General features: G+C 70.4%; 11 protein-coding genes. 5 read left to right on the forward strand and 6 right to left on the reverse strand.

Translation table 11 applies throughout. The annotated features are described in order from the left end of the window. Positions 1 to 32: 32 nt before the first annotated feature. The 4 genes from AC1DW3_RS09325 to rpoH all read left to right on the forward strand — a co-directional run bounded on the left by AC1DW3_RS09325 (position 33) and on the right by rpoH (position 7,381). On the forward strand, positions 33 to 2,594 hold the full coding sequence (locus AC1DW3_RS09325) for an ABC transporter permease (protein WP_477930733.1): 2,562 nt from the start codon (positions 33 to 35) through the stop codon (positions 2,592 to 2,594). Further along, positions 2,591 to 5,773, forward strand: coding sequence for a CHASE domain-containing protein (locus AC1DW3_RS09330; RefSeq protein WP_477930735.1), 3,183 nt, complete (start codon positions 2,591 to 2,593; stop codon positions 5,771 to 5,773). Before AC1DW3_RS09325 ends, AC1DW3_RS09330 begins: the two co-directional genes overlap by 4 nt. A gap of 31 nt (positions 5,774 to 5,804) precedes the next feature. Beyond that, positions 5,805 to 6,305, forward strand: coding sequence for a chemotaxis protein CheW (locus AC1DW3_RS09335; RefSeq protein WP_477930737.1), 501 nt, complete (start codon positions 5,805 to 5,807; stop codon positions 6,303 to 6,305). A gap of 158 nt (positions 6,306 to 6,463) precedes the next feature. Next, positions 6,464 to 7,381: an RNA polymerase sigma factor RpoH gene (gene rpoH, locus AC1DW3_RS09340; RefSeq protein ID WP_477930739.1), complete on the forward strand. Its 918-nt coding sequence runs from the start codon at positions 6,464 to 6,466 to the stop codon at positions 7,379 to 7,381. Between the two features lie 43 nt (positions 7,382 to 7,424). Here rpoH and AC1DW3_RS09345 read toward each other — a convergent pair whose 3' ends face one another. The 5 genes from AC1DW3_RS09345 to AC1DW3_RS09365 all read right to left on the reverse strand — a co-directional run bounded on the left by AC1DW3_RS09345 (position 7,425) and on the right by AC1DW3_RS09365 (position 11,790). Next, positions 7,425 to 8,036: an SCO family protein gene (locus AC1DW3_RS09345; protein ID WP_477930741.1), complete on the reverse strand. Its 612-nt coding sequence runs from the start codon at positions 8,034 to 8,036 to the stop codon at positions 7,425 to 7,427. Next, positions 8,033 to 8,944 carry a heme o synthase gene (cyoE, locus tag AC1DW3_RS09350; RefSeq protein ID WP_477930743.1) on the reverse strand — a complete coding sequence of 304 codons (912 nt, stop codon included), beginning with the start codon at positions 8,942 to 8,944 and terminating at the stop codon, positions 8,033 to 8,035. The genes AC1DW3_RS09345 and cyoE overlap by 4 nt, the downstream gene beginning before the upstream one ends. Positions 8,945 to 9,112: 168 nt before the next feature. After that, complete coding sequence (locus AC1DW3_RS09355; protein WP_477930745.1) at positions 9,113 to 10,189, reverse strand: COX15/CtaA family protein; 1,077 nt, start codon at positions 10,187 to 10,189, stop codon at positions 9,113 to 9,115. Between the two features lie 241 nt (positions 10,190 to 10,430). Further along, positions 10,431 to 11,084, reverse strand: a complete 654-nt coding sequence (locus AC1DW3_RS09360) for an SCO family protein (protein ID WP_477930747.1) — start codon at positions 11,082 to 11,084, stop codon at positions 10,431 to 10,433. Between the two features lie 4 nt (positions 11,085 to 11,088). Continuing rightward, the gene (locus AC1DW3_RS09365) at positions 11,089 to 11,790 is read right to left on the reverse strand and encodes an SURF1 family protein (RefSeq protein WP_477930749.1); all 702 of its coding nucleotides are present in this window, start codon (positions 11,788 to 11,790) and stop codon (positions 11,089 to 11,091) included. A 30-nt stretch (positions 11,791 to 11,820) separates the two neighbouring features. Here AC1DW3_RS09365 and AC1DW3_RS09370 point away from each other — a divergent pair, with 30 nt between their 5' ends. Next, positions 11,821 to 12,039, forward strand: coding sequence for a twin transmembrane helix small protein (locus tag AC1DW3_RS09370; RefSeq protein ID WP_477930751.1), 219 nt, complete (start codon positions 11,821 to 11,823; stop codon positions 12,037 to 12,039). Positions 12,040 to 12,080: 41 nt separating this feature from the next. Here AC1DW3_RS09370 and AC1DW3_RS09375 read toward each other — a convergent pair whose 3' ends face one another. Then, entirely contained in the window at positions 12,081 to 12,965 is an 885-nt protein-coding gene (locus AC1DW3_RS09375; protein WP_477930753.1) for a cytochrome c oxidase subunit 3, read from the reverse strand. Between the last annotated feature and the right edge of the window lie 31 nt (positions 12,966 to 12,996).

Consider the following 12,996-nt stretch of genomic DNA (forward strand, 5'->3'; position numbering starts at 1 on the left):
CAGCGCAGGTCTGCACGGCTACAGTCGCTCGCATGACGTCCCCTGCTGTTTCGCGTCCGCCCACCACCTTGGCTGTCGCCTGGCGCCAGTTGCTGCGGGATTGGCGGGCCGGCGAGCTGCGCCTGCTGATGCTGGCCGTGGCCCTCGCGGTCGCCGCACTGTGCGCCGTGGCCTTCCTGTCCGATCGCCTCGACCAGGGCTTGCGCCGTGACGCCGCCAAGCTGCTCGGCGGTGATGCCGTCGTCGCCAGCGACCAGCCGACGGCCCAGGCCCTCGTCGACCTGGCGGCCACCCAGAACCTGACCACCGCGCGCAGCGCCACCTTCCCCAGCATGGCGCGCAGCGATGAAGCCCATGGTGGCGAGAGCCGGCTGGTGGCCGTGAAGGCGGTCGGCACGGGCTACCCGCTGCGCGGCAGCATCAAGCTGCGCGAGGCCCTGCCCGGCCGCAGCGGCGCACCCGCCCCGGGCGAGGTCTGGGTCGACCCGGCCGTGGCCGACGGCCTGGGGCTCAAGCTCGGCGACACGCTGCTGCTCGGCGACGCCCAGCTGAAGCTGGCCGCGCTGATCGACACCGAACCCGACCGCGGCGCCGGCTTCATGAACTTCGCGCCGCGCGCGCTGCTGGCCGAAGCCGACCTGGCCGCCACCCACCTCGTGCAACCGGCCAGCCGCCTGACCTACCGCATGGCCGTCGTGCCCGGCCCGGGCGCGACGCCCGGCGCGGTGGCGCGCTTCGTGGCGGGTGCCGAACAGCTCGTCGAGAAGGACAAGCTGCGCGGCGTACGCCTGGAATCGCTCGAGTCCGGCCGCCCCGAGATGCGCCAGACGCTGGACCGCGCGGCGCGCTTCCTGCGCCTGGTGGCCATGCTGTCGGCGCTGCTCGCGGCCGTCGCCGTGGCGCTGGCCGCGCGCGACTTCGCGGCGCGCCATCTGGACGACTGCGCCATGCTGCGCGTGCTCGGCCAGCCGCAGCGCCGCATCGCCTGGGCCTATGGACTGGAGTTCCTGCTCGCCGGCCTGAGCGCCAGCGCCGTCGGCGTGCTCGGCGGCCTGGCCCTGCACCAGGTCTTCGTGTCGCTGCTGGCCGGGCTGATCGACGTCAACCTGCCGCCGCCCAGCGTCTGGCCGGCCCTGCTCGGCCTGGGGCTGGGCCTGTCGCTGCTGCTGGGCTTCGGCCTGCCGCCGGTGCTGCAGCTGGCGGCCGTGCCGCCGCTGCGCGTCATCCGCCGCGACCTGGGCGCGCCCAAGGCCGGCTCCATCCTCGTGCTGGGCGCGGGCGTGGCCGGCCTCGCGGCCATCCTCGTCGTGCTGGCCGGCGACATCAAGCTGGGCGCCATCGCGGCCGCGGGCTTTGCCGGCGCGGTGCTGCTGTTCGCGCTGCTGGCCTGGGCTGCGGTGTGGCTGCTGCGCCGCCTCGTGCCGGTCAACGTCAGCGGCACCGGCGTGCCGCGCTGGCTGCTGCTGGCCACGCGCCAGGTCGCCGCGCGACCGGGCTTCGCCGTCATGCAGGTGGCCTCGCTCGCCGTCGGCCTGCTGGCCCTGGCCCTGCTGGTGCTGCTGCGCACCGACCTCATCGACAGCTGGCGCCGCGCCACGCCGGCCGCGGCACCCGACCGCTTCGTCATCAACATCCAGCCCGACCAGGGCGAGGCCTTCCGCAAGACGCTGACCGACGCCGGCGTGAAGGGCTTCGACTGGTACCCGATGATCCGCGGCCGCCTGACGGCCATCAATGGCGAGCCGGTGCAGGCCAAGCGCTTTGCCGAAGAGCGCGCCCAACGCCTGGCCGAGCGCGAGTTCAACCTCAGCCACACAGCCGACATGCCGGCCCACAACCAGATCACCAGCGGCCGCTGGGGCGATGCCAAGCCCGATGAGACGGGCCTGAGCGTCGAGGAAGGGCTGGCGACGACGCTGGGGCTCAAGCTCGGCGACACGCTGGCCTTCGACATCGCCGGCCAGCCCGTGCAGGGCCGCATCACCAGCCTGCGCAAGGTCGACTGGTCGTCCATGCGCGTCAATTTCTTCGTGCTGTTCGAGAAGGCCGAGTTGCCCGAGCTGCCGTCCACGCAGATCGCCGCCTACCGCAGCCCAGCTGCCAGCAAGCTGGACCGCGAGCTGGCGCGGCAATTTCCCAACCTGACCGTCATCGACGTGTCGGCCCAGCTCAACCAGGTGCAGGGCGTGCTGGACCAGGTCATCCAGGCCGTGCAGTTCCTGTTCGGCTTCACGCTGGCGACCGGTCTCGTCGTGCTGCTGGCGGCCGTAGGCAGCACGCGCGAGGCGCGCACGCGGGAGTTCGGGCTGATGCGGGCCCTGGGCGCACCGTCGCGCCTGCTGGCCCAGGTGCAGCGTGCCGAGCTGCTGGGTGTGGGCGCCTTGGCCGGCTTCCTGGCCGGCGCCGTGGCCCTGGTGCTGGCGGCCCTGCTGGCGCGCTTCGTCTTCGAATTCGAATGGCATATGAAGCCGTGGGTGCCGCTGATCAGCGCCGTCTGCGGTGCGCTGCTGGCGTGGAGCGCTGGCTGGTGGAGCCTGCGCGGCGTGCTGCAGCGGCCCGTCGTGCAGACGCTGAGGGAGGCCCAGGCCGAATGAGCCTCGCACGCGCCCGCGAAATCGGTCGCTATCTGGCGCTGTCGGCGGCCGTCGTCGGCGTCTATTACCTGCTGGCCCGGCTGGGCCTGCTGATGGTGCTGCCGCCCTACCAGGTGGCGCCCATCTACCCGGCAGCCGGCTGGGGCCTGGCGGTGCTGCTGGTCTGGGGCCTGCGCTACACGCCAGCCGTGGCCCTGGGCTCCTTCATCGTGCAGGCCACGACGATGAACGAACAGGCCGGCGTGCTGCCGCTGGCCCTGGGCATCGGCCTGGGTGCCGCCACCCAGGCGGTGGTGGGCACGCTGCTGGTGAGGCGCTGGTGCGGCCGCCCGCTCGTGCTGGCCTCGCCGCGCGAGATCGCTGGTTATCTGGCGGCGGCGGCGCTGGCCGGCTGCATCAGCCCGAGTTGCGCGACGCTGCTGCTCAAGGTGTTCGGCGTCATCTCGACGGCGCAGGCCACGCTGGTCTGGACGGTGTGGTGGACCGGCGACCTGATGGGCGTGCTGATCGCCACGCCGATCACGCTGGCCCTGATCGGCCAGCCACGCGCGGCCTGGGCGACGCGGCGCTTCAGCGTCGGCCTGCCCATGCTGCTGACCACGCTGATGGTCGGCCTGGGTGTGGCAGCCACGATGGAATGGGACCGTCAGCGCAACCGCGCCGACTTCACGCGCGACGCGACGAGCGCGGCCCAGGACCTGGCCGGCCGCCTGCGCGAGCCGCTGCTGGCGCTGGAGGGCGTGCACGGCCTCGTCAAGGTCAAGCCGCGGCCGACGCGCGACGAGTTCGCCCGCGCCACGCGTGGCTTCCTGACCGAGGAAAGCCCGCTGATTGCCCTCGGCCTGACGCTGCGCGTCGCGCGCGCCGACGTCGACCGCTTCAACGCCGCGGCCGCGGCCGACGCCTTCCCCGGCGGCTACCAGGCGCGCGACCGCCTGCGCGCCGGCGACCTGCGCCCGCCGCCGGACGAGGACATGCTGGCCATCCGCCTCATCGAGCCGCTGTCGCGCAATGCCGGCGCGCTGGGCATCAATGTGCGCACCATTCCCGGCGCCCGCGCCGCCATCGAGAAGGCCGCGAGCCTCGGGCGGCCGCTCGCGTCGGCGGGCTTCCAGCTATCGCAGGACAAGGAGGCGGCGCTCGGCGTCGTGGTCTACCAGCCGCTCTACCGCGGCAGCGCCGCGCCGAGCGAGCAGGCCCTGGACGGCGTCGTCTTCGCGACGCTGCGCCCGGACCTGCTGCTGTCACGCCTGTCAGCCAACTGGCCCGAACACCTCGCCGCCTGCCTCGTCGACCTGGAGCCCGGCGCCCTCTTCCCGCGCCTGGGCGGCCGCGTGGGCTGCGAGGCGGTGCAGCGCGGCGACGATGCCACCCTGCCCCTGGTCAAGCTGCCGCTGGAATTCGGCGGCCGGCAATGGGAGGTGCGCGTCTACGACCTGCCCGGCCTGGTGCAGGCGCCGGGGCGCAGCTGGGCCTTCGCCCTCGTCGGCCTGCTGGCCACGGCCATGGTGGGGGCGCTGCTGCTGCTGATGTCGGGCCGCACCCAGCATGTCGAGGCCCTGGTGCGGGAGCGCACGGCGGCGCTGGAGCGCGAGGTGGCCAGCCGCACCCAGGGCGAGCGCGCGCTGAGCCAGAGCGAGCAGCGCTTTCACAGCATCTTCGAGACCGCGCCCATCGGCATTGCCTTCACCGACCTCAACGGCGGCTTCCAGGAGGTCAATGCGCACTTCTGCAACCTGATCGGCTATACGGCCGAGGCGCTGATGCGCCAACGTTCCATCGACGTGACGCATGCCGACGACCGCCGCGAGGACATCCGCCTGGCGCGCCGACTGATGCGTGGCGAGATCCCCTACTACCGGCGGCTGAAGCGCTACGTCCGCCCGGACGGCAGCCTGGCCCATGCGCGCGTGCTGGTCAGCCTGCTGCGCGGCGCCGACGGCCGGCCCCACCGCCTGGTGGGCGTCGTCGAGGACATTACCGACCAACTGCGCATCGAGGAACTGGACCGCGCCCGCGAGGCCGCCGAAGCGGCCAACCAGGCCAAGAACGAGTTCCTGTCGCGCATGAGCCATGAGCTGCGCACGCCGATGAACGCCATCCTCGGCTTCACGCAGCTGATGCAGATGGACGCGAGCGAGCCGCTGCCGCCCAGCCAGCGCGTGCGCGCCCAGCAGATCGCCCAGGCCGGCTGGCATCTGCTGGAGATGATCAACGACACGCTGGACCTGTCACGCATCGAGGCCGGCTCGCTGCGCCTGGAGCCGGTGCTGCTGGAGCTGCCGCCGCTGCTCGCCCGCGCGCTGGCGCTGGTGCAGGGCCAGGCGGCCGAGCGCGGCCTGGCCATCAGCCAGCGCGTCGACCCCGCGGCCGTGCGCCTCGTGGGCGACCCGACGCGGGTCACGCAGATCCTGACCAATCTGCTCAGCAACGCGGTCAAGTACAACCGCCCGGGCGGCAGCGTCAGCATCGAGGCGCGCAGCTGGGAGCCGGGTTGGGTCGAGATCGCCGTGCGCGACACCGGCCTGGGCCTCACCGCCGAGCAGCGCGCCGCCCTCTTCCAGCCCTTCAACCGCCTCGGCCGCGAACGCAGCGGCCTGCCCGGCACCGGCATCGGCCTGGTCATCAGCCAGCGCCTGGCCGAGATGATGGACGGCAGCCTGCGCGCCGAAGAGCAGGACGGCCCGGGTGCCTGCTTCGTGCTGCGCCTGCCGGCCAGCGGCGCTCCCGCCGCGCTGGCGAGCCGCGAGGCGCCCCCCGACGAGCCGACCAGTCCGCGCGCCAGCCCGCAGCGGCGCCTGCTCTATGTGGAGGACAACCCGCTCAATGCCGAGGTCATGCGCGGCATCCTGGACCAGCGCCCGGGGATCGAGCTGGAGATCGCCCCGACCGTGGAAGCGGGCTTGCGCGCGCTGCGCGAGCGCCCGCCGGCCCTGCTGCTGCTGGACTGGCAACTGCCCGATGGCGACGGGCTGACGCTGCTGAGCCGCATGCGCGACCTGGGCCGGACGCTGCCGCCCGTCATCGTCGTTTCCGCCAATGCCCAGCCGGAGCAGATCGCCGCGGCCCAGGTGGCGGGCGCCCAGCACTACCTGACCAAGCCGCTGGACGTGCGTGAATTGCTGGCCCTGGTCGACGAATTGTTGGCGGCAGGAGGCGGCCTGGCGGGGGCAGAATGAGGGCCCAGACCCCAACACGCATCAGCGCCCGATGAGTTCCACAGACCTCGTTCCCAGCACCGGTGCCCAGGCCGTGCAGGCCCTGGCACGCACCAATGGCCGCCAGTTCCTGACCTTCCGCATCGCCGAGGAGGAATACGGCCTCGACATCCTGCGCGTGCAGGAAATCCGCTCCTATGAGCCGCCCACCCGGGTTGCCAATGCGCCGGCCTTCGTCAAGGGCGTCGTCAACCTGCGCGGCGTCATCGTGCCCATCGTCGACCTGCGCATCCGCCTCGGTCAGGCCGGCGAGTACAACGCCTTCACCGTCGTCATCGTGCTGAACGTGGCCAACCGCGTCGTCGGCGTCGTGGTGGACTCGGTCTCCGACGTGCTGGAACTCAGCGCCGACGAGATCAAGCCCCGCCCCGAAGTGGCGGCCGCCCTGGACGCCCGTTTCATCACCGGCCTGGGCAAGCTCGGCGAGCGCATGCTCATCCTGCTGGACATCGAGGCGATGATCAAAAGCCCGGATTTCGGCCTCGTCGACTAGCCAGATCCGGCTGAAAGTTAGCGATCGCTGACTGTTTCACCGTTGGAAACATTGCATTCCACCGGATGCACGACTGGTCTTAGCACTCATCAAACCAGAGTGCTAATATCCTGCTCACCGCGGCATCCCGCGCCGCGGTTTAGCAAGGATTCATGACGATGTCCGCCTCTTCTGCCATTGCCGTCCGCGACCCCTGGGCCCTCGTGCCCTCGCTGGGCAATCTGGACGCATACATCTCCGCCGTCAACCGCCTGCCGCTGCTGACCGCCGAAGAAGAAGGTTCCGCTGCGCGCAGCCTGCGCGACAAGGGCGACCTGGAAGGCGCCGGCCGCTTGGTGCTGTCGCATCTGCGCCTGGTGGTGGCCATCTCCCGCCAGTACATGGGTTATGGCCTGCCCCAGGGCGACCTGATCCAGGAGGGCAATGTCGGCCTGATGAAGGCCGTCAAGCGCTTCGACCCCGACCAGGGCGTGCGCCTGGTGAGCTACGCCATGCACTGGATCAAGGCCGAGATCCACGAGTACATCCTGAAGAACTGGCGCATGGTCAAGGTCGCGACGACCAAGGCCCAGCGCAAGCTGTTCTTCAACCTGCGCTCGATGAAGCACCAGCTCAAGGCCGGCAATCCCGACGCTGCGACGCACCGCAACACGCTGACCGAAGCCGAAGTGGCCCATGTGGCCAGCACGCTGAACGTCAAGCGCGAGGAAGTGCTGGAGATGGAGACCCGCATGTCGGGCGGCGATGTGGCGCTGGAGCCGCAGACCGACGACGAAGGCGAGAGCTTTGCGCCCATCGCCTACCTCGCCGACGACAGCCATGAGCCGACCCGCGTCATCGAGGCCCGCTCGCGCGATGCGCTGGCCGGCGACGGCATCCAGCGCGCGCTGGAGGTACTGGACCCGCGCAGCCGCCGCATCGTCGAGGAGCGCTGGCTGAAGGTGAACGACGACACCTCGGGCGGCATGACGCTGCATGAGCTGGCCGCCGAGTACGGCGTGTCGGCCGAGCGCATCCGCCAGATCGAAGTGGCGGCGATGAAGAAGATGAAGAAGGCGCTGACCGAAACCGCCTGAGCTTGCGGTGCGCCAAACAAAAGGCCCCTCGCGGGGCCTTTTTTCATTTCTTGCCGGAGGAGGCCTCGGCCAGCAGCAGCTTGATGTCGTCCGCCAGCGGTTGGGCGCCGGCGCCGTAGCGGGCGTAGACGCGCACGCGGCCCTCGGTGTCGAAGATGAAGCTCGCCGCCGTGTGGTCCATCGTGTAGGTCTCGGGCGTCTTGCCCGGCACCTTGGCGAAGAAGACCTTGAACTCCTTGGCCGCGGCCTGGGTCTGCTCCTCGCTGCCACGCAGGCCGACGAAGCTCGGGTCGAAGCTGGCCAGATAGGCCTTCAGCAACTGGGCCGTGTCGCGCTCCGGGTCGATGGTGACGAAGACGCCCAGCACCTTGTCGCCATCGGCACCCAGGCTGCGCTTGACCTCGGCGACCTCGGCCATCGTCGTCGGGCAGACGTCGGGGCATTGGGTGTAGCCGAAGAAGACCACCAGCACCTTGCCCTTGAAGTCGGCCAGCGACCGGGCGCGGCCGTCCTGGTCGCTCAGGTTCAGCGTCCTCGCGTATTCGGCGCCGGTCAGGTCGATGCCCTTGAAGGCCAGCTTGTCGGGGCCGGACTTCTGGCAGCCGGCGAGAGCGAAGGTGATCAGCGCGGCCAGCGCGAAGCGACGGGTGTTCATGCGATGTAGTGGTCGATCAACAAGGCCGCAAACAGCAGCGACAGATGCCAGATGGAGAACCAGAAGGTCCGCCTTGCCAGCATCTCCGAATACGAGCGCCACAGCCTGAAGGCATAGCCGCAGAAGCCCAGGCCCAGGATGATGGCGCTGGCCAGGTAGAACCAGCCGCTCATGCCGGTCAGGAAGGGCAGCAGCGTGGCCGCGAACAGCACCCAGGTGTAGAGCAGGATCTGCAGCCGCGTGTAGTCGTTGCCGTGGGTCACCGGCAGCATGGGCAGGCCGGCGCGGGCGTAATCCTCGGCGCGGTACAGCGCCAGCGCCCAGAAGTGCGGCGGCGTCCACAGGAAGATGATGAGGCAGAGCAGCCAGGGCTCGGGGCCGAGGTCGCCGCGCAGCGCGGCCCAGCCCAGCACCGGCGGCATGGCGCCCGAGGCGCCGCCGATGACGATGTTCTGCGGCGTCATCGGCTTCAGGATGACGGTGTAGATGACGGCATAGCCGATGAAGGTGGCGAAGGTCAGCCACATCGTCAGCACGTTGACGTAGAAGCCCAGCAGCGCCATGCCGATCGCGCACAGTGCGGCCGAGAAGGCCAGCGTCTGCGGGCGGCTGAGCTCGCCCTTGGCCGTGGCGCGCCAGGCGGTGCGCTTCATGCGCGCGTCGATGCCATCCTCGATCAGACAGTTGAAGGCCGCCGCCGCGCCGGCCACCAGCCAGATGCCGGCTATTGCCGCGAGCATGGTCAGGCCCTGGGCCAGCGACGGCAGGCCGGGCACGGCCAGGGCCATGCCGATGGCGGCGCAGAAGACGATGAGCTGGACGACACGCGGCTTGGTCAGCTGGTAGAACTGCTGCCAGCGCGGGCTGTGCACGAAGGCGCTGGCGGTGGATGAAGAAGTGGAAGCCATATCAGTTGTCCAGGGCGATGGCGCGTTCCGGGCCGAGCGCCGGGCCGCTCCCTAGCCGGCCCGTCTGGCGATGTGCTTGCCGGTCAATCCGGCAAGCATCGCCGTCCCCGCGGGGGACCGACTGGGCTTGCCCGCGCGCAGCGGGGCAAGACTGGGCGAGGGGTCGTTTCATCTCAAGCGCGCGAGCAAGGTGGTGAGCAGGGCGAGCAGCACGGCGGCGCCGGCGGTGTGGGCCAGGGCAGCCACGATAGGCCAGTCGAGCACGACATTGGACAGGCCCGAGGCGAGCTGCCAGCCGGCAGCGGCGAGCAGCCAGCGTGACCAGTTCGAGGCATGCCGATGCAGCGCCCAGGCCAGCGCCAGGATGGCCGCGAAAACGAAGCCCGCGCCGATGCGATGGGCCATGTGGATGGCGGCCAACGCCTCGAAGCCCAGCCAGCCGCCGTCGGCGCGCTGGCCCAGCTCGCGCCAGAGCTGGAAGCCCTGGGCGAAGTCCAGCTGCGGCCACCACTGGCCGCCGTGGCAGGTCGGGAACTCATCACAGGCCAGCACCGCGTAATTGGTGCTGACCCAGCCGCCGAGGGCGACCTGAGCGAGGGCGAGCAGCAGCACGGCCGCGACGCCGAGCCGCAGCGCCGCCGGCAGCCGCAGCGGGCGCGGCTCGTAGGCCTCGTGCTGCCAGGCCAGCAGCATCAGCAGGCCCATGCCGAACAACAGGTGCAGGGTGACGATGGCCGGGAAGAGTTTCATCGTGACCGTCAGCGCGCCAAAGGCGCCCTGCACGCAGACCCAGACCAGCGTCAGCGTCGGCAGCCAGGGCGAAGGCGCGGCGGTTCGATCATGACGCTTCAGCCGCCAGCTCAACACCGCCATGACGAGGATGAGCAGGCCGACGCCGCTGGCCAGGTAGCGGTGGACCATCTCTATCCAGGCCTTGCCATGCGTGACCGGGCCGGTCGGCATCGCGGCCTGGGCGGCCTCGATGTGGCCGTGGGCACCGACCGGGCTGGCGGCGCTGTAGCAGCCCGGCCAGTCGGGGCAGCCCAGGCCCGAATCGGTCAGGCGCGTGAAGGCGCCGAAGACGATGAGGTCGAAGGTCAGGAACAGCGTCAGCAGCGTCAGCGCGCGCAGCCGCCCCGCCGGCGTCGCGCTGCGCGAGCGCTGGCGCCACCACAGCAGCGGACCAAGGGCGACCGCACCGCCGATGGCGGCGACCTGGCCGAGCGGGAGCAGCAGCTCGTTCATCTCGGTACCCCGGGCATTCCGGGCCGAGCGCCGGGCCGCTCCCTAGCCGGCCCGCGCTGGCGATGTGCATGCGGCTCGATGCCGCATGCATCGCCGTCCCCGCGGGGGCTGAGGCCGGACACATGGCGCCCAGCGGGCGGCATGTGCCTGCCGAAGAGCTGCAGCTCATGCCGCAGCGCGGTCTGCAAGACCGACCGGGCTCGCCCGCGTTCAGCGGGGCGAGATTGGGCGAGGGGCACGTTCATCTTCCCGCGGTGTCCCAGAAGGCGCTGGCCTTCAGCAGCTTGTCGAGGTCGGCCTTGAGCTTCTTGGGCTCGGGTTCGGCCGGCGCGCGCTCCATCCAGCGGTTCATCGGGTCGATGACGTAGAAATGATCGCTGGCCGCCTTGCCCACCGCAGGCTGCAGCCAGGTCGCGAGGCGCTCGGCCGGCACGCGCAGCACGGTGACCTCGGCGCCCTTCTGGCTGATGGCCGCCATGACCTCGGCGCGCGGCATGCCGGTGTCGGGAATGAGCCAGAGCTTGTCGACGCGCGCGCGCTCCTTGCCCAGCATCTCGCGCAGCTGGCGCTGCACGAAGAGCTGGCGTTCGCAGGCCGTCGGGCAGTCGGAACCCTGCACGACGGCCAGCAGCCACTGGCCACGCAGTGCAGCCGGCGCCACCGGGCGCCCCTGCAGATCGGTCAGCGGCAGGTCGGTGGGCATGTCGACGGCGGGCGCGATCAGCTCGCCATAGGCCGAACCGCTGGGCTTGATGACGTAGAAGGTGAAGTAGGACGCGACCACCGGCGCGGCGCACATGGCCAGCACGAGCAGCATCTTCCAGCGGCCGGCGCGCTGCTGCGGCACCGCGCGCGGGTCGGGCAGGCTGTGCACCGCGAAGCTCAGCGGCGTCATGGGATCACGGCTGCTTGCGGAGCCGGGGGCGGACGAGTTGGAACCAGACATAGAGACCGGCGATCAGCGCGCAGAGCGCGAACCATTGAAAGGCATAGCCATAGTGTTTTTGCAGGCCGAGATCGGGTGCCGGCCAGTGGCGCAACAGGCCATCGTCGGCCGGGGCGGTCTGGACGACGGTCAGCAGCAGCAGCCTCAGGCCCGACTCGACGGCGAAGGCCGCAGGGTCGAGATTTTGCCGGATCGCGCCGGACGAGCCTTCGCCGAGCTCGAAAAGCCTCGACGGTGACGCCGCCAGCCGGCCCTCGACGACGACCTCGCCCGCGGGCGTGACCAGCGGCGGCAGCTGCTGGCGGTCGCGCTGGTTGCGCGGCGCCCAGCCACGCTGCACGAGGATGGCTTCGCTGCGGCCCGCGAGCCGCAGGGGCGTCACGACGAAGAAGCCCGCGTGGCCGTCCATGGATCGGTTGTCCAGCCAGACGGTGCGCTCTGCGAGCCAGGTGCCGCGCAGCGCCACGCGGCGATGCAACGGCCCCGCACCGCCCAGGGCGGCGTTGTCGATGGCGGGCTTGACGGCTTCGGTGTCGATGGCCGCCTGCAGTGCGATCTTCTGCGCGGCGCGGTCGAGCTGCCAGACACCCAGCCGCGCCGTCAGCGCGGCACCCAGCAAGGCCGCCAGCAGCACCAGCCAGCGTCTGCCGGTCATGCGGGGACCCCGAGCGGATAATTCGACACCATGAAATTCGTGATCCTGATCGCCTTCATCGGCATCCTCGGCGCGCTGGCAGCAGCGGGCTTCTTCATGCTGCGCAAGGGCGGCAACAAGCGCAGCCCCAATATGGCAAAGGCGCTGACGGTGCGTGTCGGCGTGTCGGTGGCGCTTTTCCTCATCATCCTGCTGAGCTGGAAGATGGGGTGGATACAGCCCACGGGCCTGCCAGTGAAGAGTGCATAAAAAAAGCGCCGCGACTGCGGCGCTTTCTCATTGCGGTGACGTCACAGCCAGTAGACGATGACGTACAGGCCCAGCCAGACCACGTCGACGAAGTGCCAGTACCAGGCCGCGCCTTCGAAGCCGAAGTGGCGCTCGGGCGTGAAGTGGCCCTTCATCAGGCGGATGGTGATGAACAGCAGCATCAGGGCGCCCACGCAGACGTGGAAGCCGTGGAAGCCGGTCAGCATGAAGAAGGTCGAGCCGTAGATGCCGGAGTTCAGCTTGAGGTTGAGCTCGGTGTAGGCGTGGTGGTATTCATAGGCCTGGAAGCCCAGGAAGGTCGCGCCCAGGATGACGGTGATCCACATCCAGGCAATCGTCTTGGCGCGGTTGCCGGCGATCAGCGCGTGGTGGGCGATGGTCAGCGTGACGCCCGAGGTCAGCAGCAGGGCGGTGTTGATCGTCGGGATGGGCCACGGACCCATGGTGCTGAAGGCTTCGACGGTACCGGCCGGCGCGGCGGTGAAGCCGGGCGCGGTGCTGGGCCAGACGGCCTTGAAGTCGGGCCACAGCAGCGCGTTCTCCAGGCTGCCGAGCACCGGCACCGAGTACAGGCGGGCCCAGCCCAGTGCGCCGAAGAAGGCGGCGAAGAACATCACCTCCGAAAAGATGAACCAGCCCATGCTCCAGCGGAAGGAGACGTCGATGCGGTCGCTGTACAGGCCGCCCTCGCTCTCGCCGATGGCCTGGCGGAACCACTGCTGCAGCACGAAGGCCCAGAAGGCCAGGCCGCCGAACAGCGAGTACATGCCCCAGCCGTGGCCGTTGACCCATTGGCCGGCGCCGAGGATGACGAAGAACAGGCCGGTGGCGGCCAGCACCGGATGCCGCGAAGGCGCCGGGACGAAGTAGTACGGGGCTTTGCCCGGGGAAGTCGCTGCCGACATATTGTTCTCCTAGTACTCGCTCGTTCTGAAC

This window comes from Roseateles sp. P2_H4 (genome assembly GCF_056403315.1).